Source organism: Paenibacillus sp. J22R232, assembly GCF_056269165.1.
On sequence record NZ_JBWDNK010000001.1, the window covers coordinates 495336 to 512355 of the forward strand.

Below are 17020 nucleotides of genomic sequence, written 5' to 3' on the forward strand. Positions count from 1 at the left end.
AAGTGTAGACGATCCACTCACTGTCCCATACTAGAGAAGTGCACAAGATCTGCTAACAAGCAAAAGATTGTCACGAGGCAAATCTGGGAGGACAGTAAGAGCAAGTGCAATTAAACCGCCTGAGTAAATCAGGTAAGAGATTGTACCGGAAACCATTGAGCGAAGCTTCGCGGATGCTAAACAGCTCCATGGGTTTCGCTATTGCCGTTTGCGGGGGTTAAACAACGTAATGGTACAGGCGTTGATGACCGCAGCGGTACAGAACATGAAAAAGATTGCCCTCCACTTGGAACGGAGGGCATGAGGGGGTGAAACCACCCTTTCATGCTTTACAAAAAGGAGCAGAAACACAAAGAGAAACCCACCGTTCTGAAAAAACGGTGGGTTTCTCTACAACCTGATGAGTTACTCAAGTAACTCTTATTTTTATATACAGCATAACATTAAATTTGAGGGTTACATGAAGTGTAGACTTAATGCCAAGGCTATAAACTGAAAATTTGAAGGTTGAATAATTTTGAAGCAGCGTAAGGTGTTCGAAATTTCAAGAAATGTTTAAGAAAAATATTCTTAAAAAACTGTACCACAAATTTTTCGAATATCCAACAATCCTATGGGAACGGTGTTTTGTTGAACCTTTTTTACAATTATTACAATATATATTTGCGGGCGCAAATGTAGGTTCGGAAAATACAAACAACGTTTTCGTTCTTGAAAATGGTTTATAATGGTATAGTTGTTTTTTTAGGTAGTTATTTAACTGTTATATTGTGAAAAAAGATTCTGGTAGGAGGAATTCGATAAGATGTACAAGAAAATCACATTAACTTTAAATTTATTACACCTATTTAAATCCAAATAATACAAAAGGTGAGTTATTTTTTGAAGAAAAATATATTTAAAACATGGAAATTAATGTTGATTAGTTCGTTGGTCTTTAGTTCGTTTGCAGTATCTGCTTCAGCAAATAATACTCAAGGATCTGTAGCTATTTCAGTAGATAATGCTCAAGTAACTGTAGCGACTTCAAACGTAATAGATGTTTATGATATAGTTCCGAAAGAGTACTTTTCTGAAAATGCTGGAAAGTTCAATTCTTTACAAGAGTTAAAAGAGTCAACGGGATTTAGTAGCAAACCAGCTTCGTCTGATGAAAATAGTACTTTTATAGAGGTAGATTCGATAGATGAATATGCGGCTCTATTATCTTACTTTAACGATAAGGCTCTAAATGTAACAGAAGAATCTGCTACAAGTACGAATCAAACAACTTCGGTTGTTCAACCAATGAGGTCAATTAGTGCTCAAAGTGACTATGATTACTATACAACAACGCATTCAAAAACTTGGAATGATAATGGTCTTTCTTGGATGAAAGCGTTTGTTACTGCACAATACTATTACTCTACTAATAAAATTATGGGTACTCCTACAACTAGTAGTGGATTATATGGGTTCCATCCTGGGAATTCTTGGTCCCATTCTGTTGGGGGCTCATCAGCAAGAGTAAACACTGCTAGAACTGGTGGTGATGCTACAATTACAGGAGATCTAACTCTTTTCATTATTATAGATGGTTATGGTGATATTTTTACAAAGTCCCTTACAGTCTATATGACATATTAATATGTATATGAGAGGAGCAACTCAGTTTGAGTTACTCCTCTCTCTGTTGTTTCATTTCCTCTTATGATATATTAAGATACTTGTAAGATATTAATTTGGAAAGTACAGAAATTTCCACAAAAAGTGAGGTGGTAATAACATGGACCAAAACAAAAATATCTCTAAGAAACGTTCTAAAACTAAAGTATTAATATGGGCGGTAGTTGTAGTTTTACTGATCTTTATAGCTATTGGTGTCGTACAATTTATTACAGCTTCTTCTTCAACTTAACATGTAAAATATACGTTTTTTGTGGTTTTAGATCAACAAAGGATTTAAATCACCACATTATCGTTCATTATAGTTAAATATGTAAGTGTAATTACGTGTACAAGAATAAGAACATATATAGGGTGCAGTAATGATAAGGAGTTAATTACTCTCTATTATAACTGCGCTTTTTTATTATTAACTCAACTTTTGCAGCTTGAATTACCGAACAAACCCTTGATGTACAAGGACAAATCAGCGATCCACTGCTGGAGTTGACACAATACGTTGTGTTTGCTAACCTTGCTCGTTGCTCCAGCCAAGTTTAAGAATAGCGCCATTAGTTGCCCAAGCGCAGTCTGGTAGTCTGAATCACGAACTTCATCCGCATACAAGAAAAACAACCTACCAAGCGAACGTGTTTCTCCAGTTTGCCGGCGCTCAAACTCGATCACCAAGTAGCGACTACACACGACGGTCGTATGGCTGATTAGCATATCAAAGGAACGGTCTTGAAACTCAGTTCCTCATTTTAAATAGCTTTTGGTTACTTTGAAGAACGTTTCAATGCTCCATCGCATGCCATAAATGCGGACAATTTCGTTCGGCTCTAAAGCAAGATCTGTGCTAATGATGGCTAACCATTCGCGCCGCTTATTGCGGTTTTGAACGAAGACGAATTTAACTAGCATGCTACAAGAAGACTGGACAATGACAAAACTCCAAATTGACGTTTGCTTGTTCTTAGGCAAACTTCTGTAAAGTTCACTTAGTGTCAGTCGTTGTCCTTCGTACATGTAACGTTGCTTCATTTCCTTGACCATGCCTATCGTATCGAGCCCTTCAGTTGCGAGTCCTCGAATGAGCGGCATCTGAGTAAACCAGCTGTCCATCAGTACGTAATCCGCATGAAAACCAGCCTTCAGCGCATATGTAATTAAGCCAAGGGCAGTATCAGGTTTACGCATAAGCGCCTCAATACGACGCTTGTATCCGAGACAACGTTTCGTAATCGTTGTCGTCATCTCCGTTAGACGATTCATAAGTTTGGCAGACGAGAGCATGACAAAGTCACTGGGGGCAAAGCTGAAGCCGTCCAAAATGAACATTTTTACACGCTTGGCTGACGTAAGCGCGGTAAACTGCCGAACCACTGTTAGAATGAGCGAATGAAGAAAAGCTCGCCATGCAAAGCCTGGATGATACAAGAAACGGTAGACCACATTTTTACCTGGCAATGAAGCGCCGCGGCTGCTGTCCAGCAGTCGGAACCAATTCTTTCCCTCAAACAAAAGCGAGAAAAGCAATTGAAAGACAGCAAGCGTAGAAAGACCAAAAGACTTTCGAATGCTAGCCTGACGTAGTAGAATACCGATTTTTAAAGTATGAAAACAGTTGAAAACCAAGACTGGTCAGACAGGAACGATGGTTTAGCATAGATTTACACACCTTTCTTTGTTTGCATGGTTGCTAGTCACTTCCATGATACCAAACGCAGAAGGTATTTTTTTCAATTTAAGGAAAAAACAGGTTCACTTTTTACAGCCGCAAGGTTTTCAGCCTAATTTGTAGCTGCGAAAGTTGAGTTACTTAGATAGCATAATGTTGTTGAATGTAAGGTTTCACTTGTGTGAAAAATGTGTAAAAAAATTCGAAAACTATCGTATTCAAACGTATTCTCGAAGATTGAAATTAATAAAAAAACCCGCAAATCCCTCATGTATTAAGGGTTTTGCGGCGAGTTTAAAATGATCTAGTTTGATCTTAATGGCGTCCCGGAAGGGATTCCAACTATGGAACTTGAAATAGAAGATCAAATATTTATCTTTTACGCATTTTGAATTTGGGCGACAAATGGGCGACAACTTTATGATTGATTGTGTGGAAGAATTGAAAATACCTTTAAGTATAAGGCTTTAAACAAAAAATCGGGCGCCCCTTTCGGAGCGCCCTTTTCATGGGAGAGGAGAAACCGGACGAAGAGCTTATGGGGAAACGTAAGTCTTCTCCGCGGTTGTCTACGACATCTTGCGACGCCGATAAAGTTATTTTGTCCCTTTATTAGCTAAATATACATGCGGACGCCAAAAAAATAATTCTAAACGTTTTACGGACGAGAAAGAATCATTTTTTACATCTGCGTGCGCTTTATTAAGAAAGGGATTCTATGGTACGATAGGCGGGAATGAGATAGAAGGGGGCAATTGCAGTGAGAGTCATTGCGGGCGAGGCCAAAGGCCGCACGCTTAAGGCTGTGCCTGGCAAGAATACGAGACCGACTACGGATAAGGTGAAAGAAGCTATTTTTAGCATGATTGGGCCTTATTTCGATGGCGGAATGGCGCTGGATCTGTTCGCGGGAACGGGCGGCTTAGGTATTGAGGCTTGGAGCAGAGGCGTAGCACATACAGTATTTGTTGACCGAGAGAAAACAAGCGTCGATATTATTCGTCAGAATGCCGAGACGGCGAAGATGGGAAGCGCTGCTGAAATTTATAGGAATGATGCGGAGCGCGCATTGAAAGCGCTAGCGAAGCGGGGACAGAAGTTCCGGCTTGTTTTTCTTGACCCGCCATACAAAATGGTAACGATGGACAGCTTGATGTCGGATCTTGCAGCAAATGATCTCCTCGAGCCAGAGGCTATTATTGTCGTGGAGCATGATGCGTCTCACCAGTACCCGGAGCAGTTGGGGCAATTCGAGCAATTCAAGCACGCGAAGTATGGGGATACTGCGGTTTCCATCTATCAATACAACAGCTTAGATAGCCAAGACGGAAGTGAGGCCGATGTTCATGAATAAAATAGAGCGAGTAGCCGTATATCCTGGTACCTTCGATCCGGTCACATACGGTCATTTGGATATTATTCGCAGATCAGCGAAGCAATTTGACCGACTTATCGTTGCCATCTTAAATAATTCAAGCAAAAATCCGCTGTTTAGCGTAGAGGAGCGCAAGGCGCTTCTGACTGAGGTAACGAGCGATATTCCCAATGTGGAGATTGACAGCTTTCGCGATTTGCTTGTCCGGTTCATGAAATCACGTCAAGCGAATGTCATTATCCGAGGGATACGTTCAGTAACGGATTTTGAATACGAGCTGCAGCTTGCATCAACGAACCATTTGTTGGACGCTGAGATCGATACGATGTTTATGATGACAAATCCGAAATACTCTTACTTAAGTTCCAGCATCGTAAAAGAAATCGCGCAATTCCATGGTGCCGTGCATGAGCTTGTGCCGCCCGTCGTGGAGCAGCAACTGCGCATCAAGTATAAACCCCAAAGCTAGCTTTAGCGTTAACAAGGGATGATTCTATTATTCGCGCTACGCTGACCGATTTGGTTTTCGATAGGGAAGCAAAATCATAGAAACAAATAGACCAAATAAGGCAAGAAGCAGGCAAGCCGAGAGTGATAACGGCCATAATAGCGGCAGATCACTTGCTTTTAATGCGACGGCAACCGCTTGGTCAGGCATGAGAGTCTCGGCGGAAGTAAAGGCAGGCAGGTCATTCGGAGCCAGCCATAAGCCGAGCAGCGAAGTAATCGGCTTCCACAAGAGCAGCATGAATAATGAGGCAAGCAAGGCGTGAGCGGCACGCCATGCAATGAACGGCAGCAGCTTGAGGTCGGTCCCTGTGATCGAATAGCCTGCCTGCAGAATGCCGCTGAGCCCACTCCATGCGAGTACGGCGGCAATTGCGGCAGCGTTACCGATTGCCCCCGCTCCGGAGGATTGCCAGATAGCGGCTGAATAAGCACCCAAATGCCCTTCGAAGAAGGCTTGGCTGATGAAGTTAAGTCCTGTTTTAGCGAACAGCGGGGAGAGCAGCGGCTCTGTTAACTTGGCTAGAACGGCAGCGAAGATCATGAAACCGCCAATCATCATCAGCTTTTGAACACTGGCCGATACGGAATCGCCAAGCGCCTTGCCGAAGCTCCGTCCATCTTGATCCCTCCCAAGCCGGAAGGCGTCCGCAGCGCGTTGCAGCAGGCTTCCGTCTCTCTCCAATAAGTGACCGCTATGAACAGGCTCTTTACGCTGGAAGATCGTTGCGCCAAGCATAACGCAAAGCGCGGAGATCCATACGGCTGAAGCGATCATGACGCCTACGATCGGTTTGTGAAGGAAGCCGGCTCCGATGACGACGAGCATAAACAAAGGATTCGGCATATGGGCTAAGGCGAGCAGCTGCTGGCCCTGTTTTTTTGTGACGAGGTTTCTTTTGCGCAGAGAGGATGCTGCTTCGGCACCGGCGGGATAACCTCCCAACCAGCCTAGGACGATCGCGTGGGATGCTTCTCCCGGAAGCTTGAACAGTCGGTTCATTACGGGCTGCAGCAGCGAGCTTATGGCATGTGCGAGGCCGAATGCAGAGATGAGCTCGAACAAAATGAGAAACGGCAGCAAGCCCGGGAATACGATGTTCCACCATACGGTGAGTCCCTGCAAGGAGGACTGAAAGGAAGCATCAGGCTGCAGGATAATGGCACTGACAAGCAGAATGGACAGAAATGCTAGCATAACCGTTTTGGCCAATGCGACACAACTCCTTTATTTGAATGGGGAAATGTACGTTTGGATAGGACAATCCTATACGTTCATTAGTACGCATGTTTGTCCAGCGATAGACCAGCAGCAGCGTTTTGTCCGGAGGTTTAATAAAGAAGAAAGCAAGCGAGCATAGAGAAAGCAAGAGGATCGGAGAGCAGCGGATGCAAAAGAAACGGTCGGATTGGCGCAGAATAACCATGAGCGCAGCAGCCGCTGCAGTATTGATGTGGGTCATGCTTTATGCGCCTACGCCATATGTCGTTTATGAGCCGGGAATCGCGGTTTCGGTTAAGCCTATGATCTCGATCGAGGCTGGAGACAAGCCGGGGAATGGAGATTTCCTGCTCACAGCCGTGAAACTGACAGAGCCTAATTTTCTAAGAACGATTGCGTCGATGTGGGATGCGAACAAGGATGTCCACCTAAGGCGTGATGTGTTTCGTGGATATACGCAGGAGCAGTTTGCGGTGAGGCAGCAGGTCATCATGCAGGATTCGCAAAATAATGCAATAGAAGCAGCGTATCACTATGCGGATTTGCCATATTCGACCAAAGCAGATGGACTGCTTGTCGCGGATATCCTAATCGGAGGCGACACTGCTCGAAGCGGGTTCAAGACGGGAGATTTGCTGCGTGGCCTTCATGGGAGCGCACCGGCAGAAACGGCAGAACAGTTGCTGGCTTCGATTCAAAGCTTAAATAAAACGGGCGTTGTTTCGTTCGACTTGGATCGAGAGGGCCAGCGCATGCAAGTTAGCTTCCCAGGGGAAAGCTTTAGTGAAAAGATGACGAATGAGCAGCTCCTTGACGTAATTGGGATAAAAAGCTTGACGGAGCTTCGCAGCCTTGAGCCGGATGATCCTGAGAACAGAATGACGATTGCGGCAGGCGAGATCGGAGGTCCGTCAGCGGGCTTGGTTTTTGCGCTGCAAGCTTTGGAGTTATTGACGGAAGGCGACCTCTCCGGCGGAAGCCGGATCGCAGCAACGGGAACCATCACGGTTGACGGCAAGGTCGGAGCGATCGGCGGCATCAAACAGAAGATTGTTATCGCCAGCGAGAAAGGCGCTCAGCTGTTTCTCGTACCGGCTGGCAATTTCAATGAGGCCGAGGCTAAAGCAAAGGAGCTGGGCACTACAATGCAAATTGCCAGCGTGAGCACGCTTCAGGAAGCTGTCCAGCTGATTCTTAAATCAAGTTCGAACCGGCAGTAACAGGCCTTTCGGTGAAATCACGGAACATGGCTGCAGCAGAGGCATGGCCGGGCACGCCAAGCATATATACGCCGCTTGCTTGAGTGTCCAGCTCCAAGTATCGGTAATGCTGCGGCGCCCGCGCGGCACTGTGCAGTACGGGAAGCTTGGCTGAATTTCGCATCCGGCGCAATAAAAGCTTGCCTTTTTCGGAGAAACCGAGCACTCTTATATATTCAACACCAGAAGCGAGCTTGTCCGCTGTGAAATCCTGCTTGCGATGTCCGAGCAGGATCGCGAGGAGTGAACGCTGCAGCTTCGTTCGCGTGTAGCGCTTGGTTTTCAAAGCACTCAGCAGGTCGTCGAAGCTTCTTGAAGGAAGAGTAGGCAACACGCCGCGGATCCGGTACTCTAAGCCCTCGGTTATTTCGTGGAGATCCGCGAGATCTTGAGGAGTACGGGTTATAATGGCTTGGAGCAAAGCATTCGTGAAGGGCTCCCAGCTGATCGGACAGCGTCCGGCCGACCATTCCTGCTGAAGAATGGTCAATGTCGATTCAGGAACATAGGCGCGCACATCCTCCAGTGATTGTTGCTCGATAAGAAGCTTGCGGATGGCGGTTGCGCTTGCGATTTGGCTGTCTGTTGGCGTGGCTTGATTGTATTGCGCCTTTTCGCGGGCAATGGTGAACGGCTCCATTTTTGCTTGCAATCGGTTCCGAGCAAGCAGATAATGAAGTCCTAGCGTATGGTTTGGAAGCGCGAAAGGGAAGGCTGAAGCTGATGCATGGCCAAGCTCAGCCAGGTAGCTTGTAATTGCGCTGCTGTATGCGCTCGGATAGCTCACTCCGGTTTGGAGCTGCTGCTTCAAGAGCGCTTTGAAAGCAGGAGGCTCCTCAGCGACGATATCGGCAGCCTTTAGGAGCGGATCGAGCTCGCCGTTCTCCGAGCCGAAGCAGAAGCTGTCTACGACGCCGGTCGCTTCAAGCAATGATACGGCTCCGTAAGCGAACCACTCTGCCGCTTGGGTCGCGTATGCGACGGGCAGCTCTATGACTAGATCGCAGCCGCCCTCCAGCGCCATTTGCGTCCGAGACCATTTGTCGAGCAAGGCAGGCTCGCCTCGCTGCAGGAAATGGCCGCTCATAACGGCAACGACAGCATCGGCTTGCGTTATTTTGCGCGATTGCTGCAAATGATACAAATGTCCGTTATGGAACGGATTGTATTCGACAATAAGTCCGACTGTACGCATAAGCTGAATCCTCTCTCTGTTAAATGTTGGTGGTTTAACTATAACACAGCGGAGAAGCCCAATCACGGCCTGCATGAAGCAATAATGAAAAACAGTGTGAAAATGTTGACAAAACGGTAGTCTGATAGATATAATAATCTTTGTTTGTTTGGGGTGATCTGATGCAGTTTCATATTCAAGAAACAATGTCCAAAGGGTTGAAATCGACAATCGACGAACAGCTCGATGTCAGTGACCTTTTTAAGGGACGCCAGGATGTTTATCGTACGGGACCTCTTCATGTAGCGCTTCAGGTTACCGGGCACGAAGGTTTCATCGAAGTTGACGGCAAGCTTGCCATCGACCTCGAGCTAGCCTGCTCGCGTTGCCTTGAACCGGTGAAGGAACATACGGTCATTCGATTCTCGGAAGTATTCAAGCGGGCGGAGTCAAACGAAGATCGCGATGAAGACATGGAAGAGGAAGAGAGTGATTTCATTGAAGTAAATGCGGACAGACTGGACCTGAAGCCTTATGTGGAAGAAGCGCTACAGCTGTTCATGCCTTTTGCACCGCTTTGCAGCAATGATTGTAAGGGTCTCTGTCAGACTTGCGGACAGAACTTAAATGAGCACAAATGCAGCTGCTCGACGGAAAAGATTGATGTCCGTTTTGCGGCGCTAAAGGATCTATTTAAGGAATAAGCGTAGTACCGAGTGATTTTTTGAAGGAGGTGTTAAATATGGCAGTACCTCAGCGTAGAACATCCAAGACTCGCCGTGATAAACGTCGTACGCATTTCAAACTTGCAGTACCGGGCATGGTGAAATGTGAGCAATGCGGCGAGCTGAAATTGGCTCACCACGTATGCAAAGTTTGTGGATATTACAAAACAAAAGAGATCATTTCCCAATAGTGAATTGATGTCAAAGGTAGCACTTCATCATTTGATGGGGTGCTATTTTTATTGGTTGCACGAAGGTGGAGCCGCGTTCTCGCAAGCGAGCTTTTACCGCATGCTTTTAATGCCGCATTGCGCTCGGGCGCAATTTTTTATATACTTAATTAGTACCAGGTGATAATATCAAGCAACATACATATACTATTTATGCGAAAGCCTCACAGGACTGAGGCACGGATTGATAACCTAATCGATATAAATTGGTAGAAGGTGGTGCCGGACATCGAACGAATGCCCAAACGGCAGCGGCATCAGCAGCTTGCCCGATACATTGACGAAAATCCTTTTATAACCGATCGGGAGCTCACGCGACTGCTCAAAGTAAGCATCCAGACGATTCGGCTTGACCGCATGGAGCTTGGGATTCCGGAGCTGCGCGAGAGGCTGAAGCTGATGGCGGAACGCTCTTACGATTCTGTCAGGTCTTTGCCGCTTCACGAGGTCATCGGCGATATCGTTGACCTGGAGTTGGACAAGAGTGGCATCTCGGTATTCGAGATAAAGGAAGAGCATGTGTTCTCCAGAACCGGCATTGCGCGCGGACACCATGTGTTCGCACAGGCGAATTCACTTGCCGTAGCTATTATAGATGATGAAATTGCTCTTACTGTAACAGCGGATATTCGCTTTATCCGTCCTGTGAAACTCGGAGAGAAATGTATCGCCAAAGCCTATGTGCGGTCGATATCGGGAGAGCGGAGCAAGGCGAAGGTTGAGCTGTTCACGTATGTTGGCGATGAAATGGTGTTTCAAGGCAACTTTGTCATTTATCGGTCCGCGGCAGACACAGATACTGAAGGAGGAGACGTACGTGCGGATCGCTATTGATGCTATGGGCGGCGATAATGCTCCAGGATTAATTGTACAAGGAGCGATGGACGCAGCGGCGCAGTGGCCGGATACGGAACTGCTGCTCGTGGGAGACACTTCCGTTATTGAGCCGCTTATGAAGGGGCAGAAGCCTTCAAATATTACGATTTGTCATGCGGATGAGGTGATTGGTCCCGACGATGAGCCTGTTAAAGCGGTTCGCCGCAAAAAAGGGGCTTCAATGGTCGTTGCGGGACAGCTTGTCCGCGAGAAGCAAGCCGATGCGATGCTCTCTGCGGGCAATACCGGCGCTCTGATGGCAACGGGCTTGCTCGTCGTTGGAAGAATGGACGGCATTGAGAGGCCAGCGCTTGCGCCGATGATGCCTACAATGGACGATATCGGCATTCTGACGCTGGATTTGGGCGCGAATATGGATGCAAAGCCCGAGCACTTGGTGCAATACGCCATTATGGGCAGCATTTATCGCACGAAGGTCCATGGCCTTGAGAAGCCGAGAGTCGGACTGCTTAACGTTGGAACGGAAGCCATGAAGGGCAACGAAATGGCTAAGGCGGCATATGCTTTGCTTGAGCAGGCGCCGGTCCATTTCATCGGGAACGTTGAAGCAAGAGATGTGCTAAATCGTAATTGCGATGTATTAGTATGCGACGGGTTTGCAGGCAATATTATGCTTAAAGCCATGGAGGGTGCAGCGGGTACGATATTCACATCGCTTAAAGAGGCGTTCAGCCAAACGCTGCTGACCAAGCTTGCGGCGGCGGTTATGCTGCCAAAGCTTCGTCCCTTGAAGAAGCGGATGGATTATAAGGAGCATGGCGGTGCGCCGCTCCTAGGCTTGAACGGACTTGTCGTGAAATGTCATGGTTCTTCGGATGCGTTGGCCGTGAAAAATGCGGTTCGACAAGCAAGAACAGCGCTTCAAGGCCAGCTGATCGAAACAATTGCAGCAGAAATAAACGGGAAGTGAGTGTGCGAAATGGGTTTACATCCTGTAGGAATTATCGGAACGGGCAAATACGTGCCTGAACGTATTTTATCGAACAAAGAGCTTGAAGCTATGGTGGAGACGAATGATGAATGGATCGTTACCCGCACGGGCATCAAAGAACGCCGGCTGGCAGCCGCTGAAGAAGCGACTTCCGACTTAGCCCTCCATGCATCTCGCGCTGCAATTGCTGCTGCGGGATTGACGGCAGAGGATATCGACCTGATTATCGTAGCGACCATCACGCCCGACATGTTTTTCCCTTCGACAGCATGCCTTCTTCAAGATAAGCTTGGCGCGAAGAAAGCTGCGGCATTCGATTTGTCAGCGGCATGCTCCGGCTTTATCTATGGGCTTGCTACCGGCTCTAGCATGATAGCTAGCGGCATGTACAAGCATGTGCTGGTTGTCGGTGCTGAAACGCTGTCGCGGATAACGGATTACACGGATCGCAATACATGCATTCTGTTCGGAGACGGTGCGGGTGCTGTCGTTCTTGGCGAGGTGGAAGAGGGACGCGGATTCCGCTCGTTCGAGCTCGGCGCGGACGGCAGCGGCGGAGAGCTGCTCAAGGTAAGCGGCGGCGGATCGCGCGTCCCTGCCTCGGAAGCAAGCATTCAAAGCAAGCAGCACTATATTTATATGGCTGGCAACGATGTATTCAAATTCGCGGTTAGAATTATGGGCAGCGTAGCAGAAGAGGCACTGCTCAAAGCGGGGATTGCCAAAGAAGAGGTCGATCTGCTCGTTCCACACCAAGCGAATATCCGAATCATTCAATCCGCGCTGAACAGGTTGAACCTGTCAGAGGACAAAGCAATGATCAACTTAGATAAATACGGCAATATGTCATCTGCGTCAATACCCGTTGCACTTGCGGAAGCAGTCGAGCAAGGGCGCGTTAAGGAAGGCGACCGTATTGTGCTTGTCGGTTTCGGCGGCGGCTTGACGTGGGGCGCTTCCGTCCTTGTATGGTAATTTCAATTTAGGAGGATACACTCTTGAGCAAAATTGCATTTGTATTTCCAGGACAAGGCGCACAGGCTGTTGGAATGGGCAAGGATGCATTCGATAGCTTTGACCGCTCGCGGTCGGTGTTTGAACAGGCGGATGAGGCGCTAGGCTTCTCCCTAAGCAGCATTATATTTGAAGGACCGGAGGAACAGCTGAAGCAGACTGCGAACACGCAGCCTGCACTGCTAACCGTAAGCGTGGCCTTGCTCGAAGCATTGGAAGGCAAAGGCTTGAAACCTGATTATGTAGCAGGACACAGCTTGGGTGAATACAGTGCGCTTGTTGCGGCGGGCGTTCTATCATTCGAGGATGCCGTGCGCACCGTCCGTGCACGCGGACAATTCATGGAGCAAGCCGTCCCAAGCGGACAGGGCGCGATGGCTGCCGTCCTTGGCGCAGAGCGCGAGACGCTTGCTGCGCTTTGCGCATCTATCACAGCGGAAGGCTCGGCAGTGGAGCTTGCGAATGTGAACTGTCCGGGGCAAATTGTGGTATCAGGCTCGGCTGCTGGCGTAGAAGCGGTTGTTTTGCGAGGGAAGGAAGAAGCTGGCGCTAAGCGGGTCATTCCGCTTGAAGTAAGCGGTCCTTTTCATTCGTCTTTGATGAAGCCGGCAGCTGTTAATCTTCAAACGGTGCTAGCGGATGTTGAAATGAAGGATGCTTCTGTTCCTGTCATCGCGAACGTAACGGCCAAAGAGGTTGTTTCGGCTGGCGAGATTCGTTCCTTGCTCGTAGAGCAAGTCTATTCGCCGGTACTGTGGGAAGACAGCGTGCGTTATTTGATTGAGCAGGGCGTGGATACATTCGTTGAGATCGGATCAGGCACCGTTCTAGCAGGCTTAATCAAAAAAATCGACAAAAGCGTGCGCGTTATTTCCATTAACAATATTTCCGCGCTTGAAGCGCTGCAAGCAAATGAGCTTTAGGATGGAGGAGATTCAATGTTTGCTAGCTTGGAAGGCAAGAAAGCACTCGTAACCGGGGCATCGCGCGGAATCGGAAGATCGATCGCCATAGCGCTTGCGGAAGCAGGAGCTGATGTGGCCATCAACTATTCCGGCAGCGAAGCTGCGGCAGCAGAAACGGCGCAAGCTGTGGAAGCCTTAGGCAGACGCGCCATTGTGATCAAAGCGAACGTCGGGAAGACGGATGAATTCGACGCGATGGTGAAAGAAGTCATCGAACAATTTGGTGCTATTGATATTTTGGTCAATAATGCCGGCATTACTAGGGATAATTTAATCATGCGAATGAAGGAAGACGAATTTGATCAAGTTATTGAGACGAACCTAAAGGGCGTATTCAATGGCATCAAAGCCGTTACCCGTACCATGATGAAGCAGCGCGCAGGCCGTATCATCAACATTTCATCCGTTGTTGGCGTGCTCGGAAACCCTGGACAAGCCAACTATGTAGCGGCGAAAGCTGGCGTAATTGGTTTGACTAAGGCAAGCGCTCGCGAGCTTGCGTCCCGGGGCATCACTGTTAACTGCGTTGCCCCCGGATTTATTCAAACCGAAATGACGGATAAACTTCCGGAAGAGATGCGGCAGTCCTTGGCTGGCCAAATTCCGCTTGCCCGTCTCGGAGACCCGAGCGACATCGCAAATGCGGTCCGTTTCCTCGCTTCCGACGCTTCAGCCTATATGACTGGACAGACGATTCACGTAGACGGCGGCATGTATATGTAATACGGATTTATTTCCCTAAGCGGAATTAAAACGGTTACGTATGGCAATTTATCTTTAATTCTCGTATAATACCATGGAGGAGGTGAACCGGATGTCCGAAGTAGTAGATCGCGTAAAACGTATCGTCATCGACCGACTAGGCGTAGACGAAGCGGAAGTTACACTAGAAGCTTCATTTAAAGATGACCTCGGCGCTGACTCTCTTGATGTCGTTGAATTGGTCATGGAGCTAGAAGACGAGTTTGATATGGAAATTTCTGATGAAGATGCTGAGACAATCACCACTGTGGGAGAAGTAGTTAAATACATACAATCTCATACGTAAGAAGGACAAGTCCCGTTTTTAATAAACGGGACTTCTCTCCATCTAGGTCATCTCACCATTCCTAATTATGGAAGCGTTACAGCTTTTACATACACAGGCGTAATTGGCTTCAAGAGCAATGAATTTATACCTCCTTATATTTCAAGCGTAAAGGCGCTGCCGTATATGAACGGAATTGCTTGGGTTTACCAAGAAATATAAGCAGGGTATACGCGAAAAGCATGATCGGCTTGCATGTTCTGAGTGCGGCCATATGCGCAATAAAAATGCTGGATACAGAGGTGAATCGAATGAAACAAAGAGTAGTTGTTACGGGTATGGGCGTTATTACTTCGCTAGGTTCTGATTTGGAACAATTCTGGGGAAACCTGCTGGAAGGAAAGTCGGGCGTATCGGTTGTTGAGGCTTTCGATTTCTCTGAATACCCTACTTATATAGCGGCGGAAGTTAAAAACTTCGTCCCTGAGGATTATGGATTAGACAAGAAAGAAGCGCGCAGAATGGACAGGTTCGTACAGTTCGCGGCAGTAGCCAGCCAGTTGGCGGTTAAAGATGCGGACTTGCAAATCGGCCAAAATGCGGACCCGGAGCGCGTAGGCGTAATGGTTGGCTCCGGCATTGGCGGACTTGGCACTTGGGAGGATCAGCACAATATCTTGCTGGAGAAAGGGCCGAAGCGCGTTAGCCCGTTCTTTATCCCAATGATGATCGCAAATATGGCTTCCGGCCAGGTTTCCATGCTAACGGGAGCTAAAGGGCCGAACAGCACCGCGGTTACCGCATGTGCGACAGGAACGCATTCCATCGGCGATTCTTTTAAACTGATTCAACGCGGCGATGCTGACGTCATGATCGCTGGCGGCGCTGAAGCAACGATCAGACCGACAGGCATGGCAGGCTTCTGCTCCATGCGTGCGATGTCCGTACGCAATAGTGAGCCTGAGAAAGCGAGCCGCCCGTTCGATATTGACCGCGATGGCTTCGTTATGGGTGAAGGCGCGGGCGTATTGGTACTGGAATCACTTGAGCATGCGCAGGCACGCGGAGCGAAAATCTATGCAGAGGTCATTGGCTACGGCATGAGCGGCGATGCTCATCACATGACTGAGCCGGACCCGGATGGCGCTGCGCGCTGTATGGTGAAAGCGCTGAAGGACGCGGGCATTGAACCTACGGACATTGATTACATTAATGCGCACGGTACTTCTACGCCGGTAGGAGATCGTTCGGAAACGAAAGCGATCAAGAAGGCGCTCGGCGACCATGCTTATAAAGTAGCGGTAAGTTCGACCAAATCGATGACGGGTCATTTGCTCGGCGCAGCTGGAGGCGTCGAAGCTGTCATTTTAGGCTTAACGCTTAAAAATGGCATTATTGCACCGACCATCAATTTGGACAACCCGGATCCGGAATGTGATCTGGATTACGTGCCAAACACGCCGCGTGAAGCGAATGTGAGAACGGCTTTGTCCAACTCCTTCGGCTTTGGCGGACATAATGCGTCGATCGTGATGAAAGTTTATGAAGCGTGATTCCTTCTATGAGCTGCAGCAGAGGCTGCAGCTCAGCTTTAAGCGGACGAAGCTGCTGAAGCAGGCTTTCACCCATACCTCTTACGTAAACGAGCACAAGCGCGGCTCCGCACAGGATAATGAACGTTTGGAATTTCTAGGCGATGCCGTGCTGCAGCTGCTTGTATCGGAATATTTGTTCGCGACGTATCCCCAGCGGCCGGAAGGAGAGCTTACGAGAATGCGCGCTTCTATCGTCTGCGAGCCGTCCCTTGCGCAGTTCGCGGAACGTTTGGAGCTCGGCTCGCACGTATTGCTTGGGCGCGGTGAAGAACAGCTCGGAGGCAGGCAGAGACAAGCGCTTCTGGCTGATCTGTTCGAGTCATTCGTAGGCGCTATTTTTCTCGATGCCGGTATTGAACAGACTAGAGCCTTTTTGAATGAGCATATGTTCCCGTTCGTCGAATCGAACGATTACGGATTGCTCGTGAAAGACTCCAAGTCCAAGCTGCAGGAGCGTTCTCAGCATCATGGGCTCGGCGCAGTCGAGTACCGGATCATAGAGGAGCGCGGACCAGCGCACGACCGTGAATTTGTTGTTGAGGTCTATCTCGGTGAAGATCGCTTTGGCGTCGGCAGCGGGAGGACGAAGAAGGAAGCGGAGCAGCGGGCGGCGGCAGAGGCATGGCGCACGCTATCGCAGGAACAAGGTTAAACGGATAAGAGAGTATCTAACAGGTGATGCAGCCTGTAGATACTCTCTTTTTGATAAGGGGAAAATGATGACGCGGTGAGGTCGTATTTAGCGGTAGGAATGGTTATCAAGGCCTATGAATT

The 17020-nt window shown here is 48.3% G+C and carries 17 protein-coding genes and 2 pseudogenes; 16 read left to right on the forward strand and 3 right to left on the reverse strand.

Annotated elements, in window-relative coordinates:
• Nucleotides 1–21: 21 nt before the first annotated feature.
• The 3 genes and pseudogenes from AC0YN3_RS02395 to AC0YN3_RS02405 form a co-directional block, all read left to right on the forward strand.
• Nucleotides 22–304 (forward strand): annotated as a pseudogene (locus tag AC0YN3_RS02395) (transposase); the annotation flags it as partial.
• A gap of 578 nt (nt 305–882) precedes the next feature.
• Entirely contained in the window at nt 883–1626 is a 744-nt protein-coding gene (locus AC0YN3_RS02400) for a hypothetical protein (RefSeq protein WP_475773534.1), read from the forward strand.
• A gap of 139 nt (nt 1627–1765) precedes the next feature.
• Nucleotides 1766–1897 (forward strand): hypothetical protein, encoded by a 132-nt coding sequence (locus AC0YN3_RS02405; protein WP_475773535.1) that lies wholly within the window; start codon nt 1766–1768, stop codon nt 1895–1897.
• 182 nt (nt 1898–2079) lie between these two features.
• Here the strand turns inward: AC0YN3_RS02405 and AC0YN3_RS02410 are convergent.
• Nucleotides 2080–3282 (reverse strand): annotated as a pseudogene (locus AC0YN3_RS02410) (IS4 family transposase).
• Between the two features lie 803 nt (nt 3283–4085).
• Between AC0YN3_RS02410 and rsmD the strand changes: the two are divergent.
• The gene (gene rsmD, locus AC0YN3_RS02415) at nt 4086–4679 is read left to right on the forward strand and encodes a 16S rRNA (guanine(966)-N(2))-methyltransferase RsmD (protein WP_475773536.1); all 594 of its coding nucleotides are present in this window, start codon (nt 4086–4088) and stop codon (nt 4677–4679) included.
• On the forward strand, nt 4666–5169 hold the full coding sequence (gene coaD / locus AC0YN3_RS02420) for a pantetheine-phosphate adenylyltransferase (RefSeq protein ID WP_475773537.1): 504 nt from the start codon (nt 4666–4668) through the stop codon (nt 5167–5169). The genes rsmD and coaD overlap by 14 nt, the downstream gene beginning before the upstream one ends.
• A gap of 36 nt (nt 5170–5205) precedes the next feature.
• Here coaD and AC0YN3_RS02425 read toward each other — a convergent pair whose 3' ends face one another.
• Entirely contained in the window at nt 5206–6420 is a 1215-nt protein-coding gene (locus tag AC0YN3_RS02425; RefSeq protein WP_475773538.1) for a nucleoside recognition domain-containing protein, read from the reverse strand.
• 176 nt (nt 6421–6596) lie between these two features.
• Here AC0YN3_RS02425 and AC0YN3_RS02430 point away from each other — a divergent pair, with 176 nt between their 5' ends.
• Entirely contained in the window at nt 6597–7649 is a 1053-nt protein-coding gene (locus tag AC0YN3_RS02430) for a S16 family serine protease (RefSeq protein WP_475773539.1), read from the forward strand.
• On the opposite strand, the gene AC0YN3_RS02435 is transcribed toward AC0YN3_RS02430, so the two are convergent.
• A complete protein-coding gene (locus AC0YN3_RS02435; RefSeq protein ID WP_475773540.1) occupies nt 7624–8883 on the reverse strand; it encodes a nucleotidyltransferase in 1260 nt (419 codons plus the stop codon). The two genes, AC0YN3_RS02430 and AC0YN3_RS02435, sit on opposite strands and share 26 nt — an antisense overlap.
• Before the next feature lie 161 nt (nt 8884–9044).
• Here AC0YN3_RS02435 and AC0YN3_RS02440 point away from each other — a divergent pair, with 161 nt between their 5' ends.
• The 10 genes from AC0YN3_RS02440 to rnc all read left to right on the forward strand — a co-directional run bounded on the left by AC0YN3_RS02440 (nt 9045) and on the right by rnc (nt 16898).
• Nucleotides 9045–9566: a YceD family protein gene (locus AC0YN3_RS02440; protein ID WP_475773541.1), complete on the forward strand. Its 522-nt coding sequence runs from the start codon at nt 9045–9047 to the stop codon at nt 9564–9566.
• 38 nt (nt 9567–9604) lie between these two features.
• A complete protein-coding gene (rpmF, locus tag AC0YN3_RS02445; RefSeq protein WP_006036546.1) occupies nt 9605–9778 on the forward strand; it encodes a 50S ribosomal protein L32 in 174 nt (57 codons plus the stop codon).
• 276 nt (nt 9779–10054) lie between these two features.
• Nucleotides 10055–10651, forward strand: coding sequence for a transcription factor FapR (gene fapR / locus AC0YN3_RS02450; protein ID WP_475774269.1), 597 nt, complete (start codon nt 10055–10057; stop codon nt 10649–10651).
• Nucleotides 10635–11624 (forward strand): phosphate acyltransferase PlsX, encoded by a 990-nt coding sequence (gene plsX / locus AC0YN3_RS02455; protein ID WP_183561802.1) that lies wholly within the window; start codon nt 10635–10637, stop codon nt 11622–11624. Before fapR ends, plsX begins: the two co-directional genes overlap by 17 nt.
• A gap of 9 nt (nt 11625–11633) precedes the next feature.
• Nucleotides 11634–12620 carry a beta-ketoacyl-ACP synthase III gene (locus AC0YN3_RS02460; RefSeq protein WP_475773542.1) on the forward strand — a complete coding sequence of 329 codons (987 nt, stop codon included), beginning with the start codon at nt 11634–11636 and terminating at the stop codon, nt 12618–12620.
• Nucleotides 12621–12643: 23 nt separating this feature from the next.
• Nucleotides 12644–13582, forward strand: coding sequence for an ACP S-malonyltransferase (gene fabD, locus AC0YN3_RS02465; protein WP_475773543.1), 939 nt, complete (start codon nt 12644–12646; stop codon nt 13580–13582).
• Nucleotides 13583–13597: 15 nt separating this feature from the next.
• Nucleotides 13598–14347: a 3-oxoacyl-[acyl-carrier-protein] reductase gene (gene fabG, locus AC0YN3_RS02470; RefSeq protein WP_441941730.1), complete on the forward strand. Its 750-nt coding sequence runs from the start codon at nt 13598–13600 to the stop codon at nt 14345–14347.
• A gap of 91 nt (nt 14348–14438) precedes the next feature.
• Nucleotides 14439–14672: an acyl carrier protein gene (locus AC0YN3_RS02475; protein ID WP_053375686.1), complete on the forward strand. Its 234-nt coding sequence runs from the start codon at nt 14439–14441 to the stop codon at nt 14670–14672.
• 290 nt (nt 14673–14962) lie between these two features.
• Nucleotides 14963–16204, forward strand: coding sequence for a beta-ketoacyl-ACP synthase II (fabF, locus tag AC0YN3_RS02480; protein WP_475773544.1), 1242 nt, complete (start codon nt 14963–14965; stop codon nt 16202–16204).
• Complete coding sequence (rnc, locus tag AC0YN3_RS02485; RefSeq protein WP_475773545.1) at nt 16194–16898, forward strand: ribonuclease III; 705 nt, start codon at nt 16194–16196, stop codon at nt 16896–16898. The genes fabF and rnc overlap by 11 nt, the downstream gene beginning before the upstream one ends.
• The last annotated feature ends 122 nt before the right edge of the window (nt 16899–17020 follow it).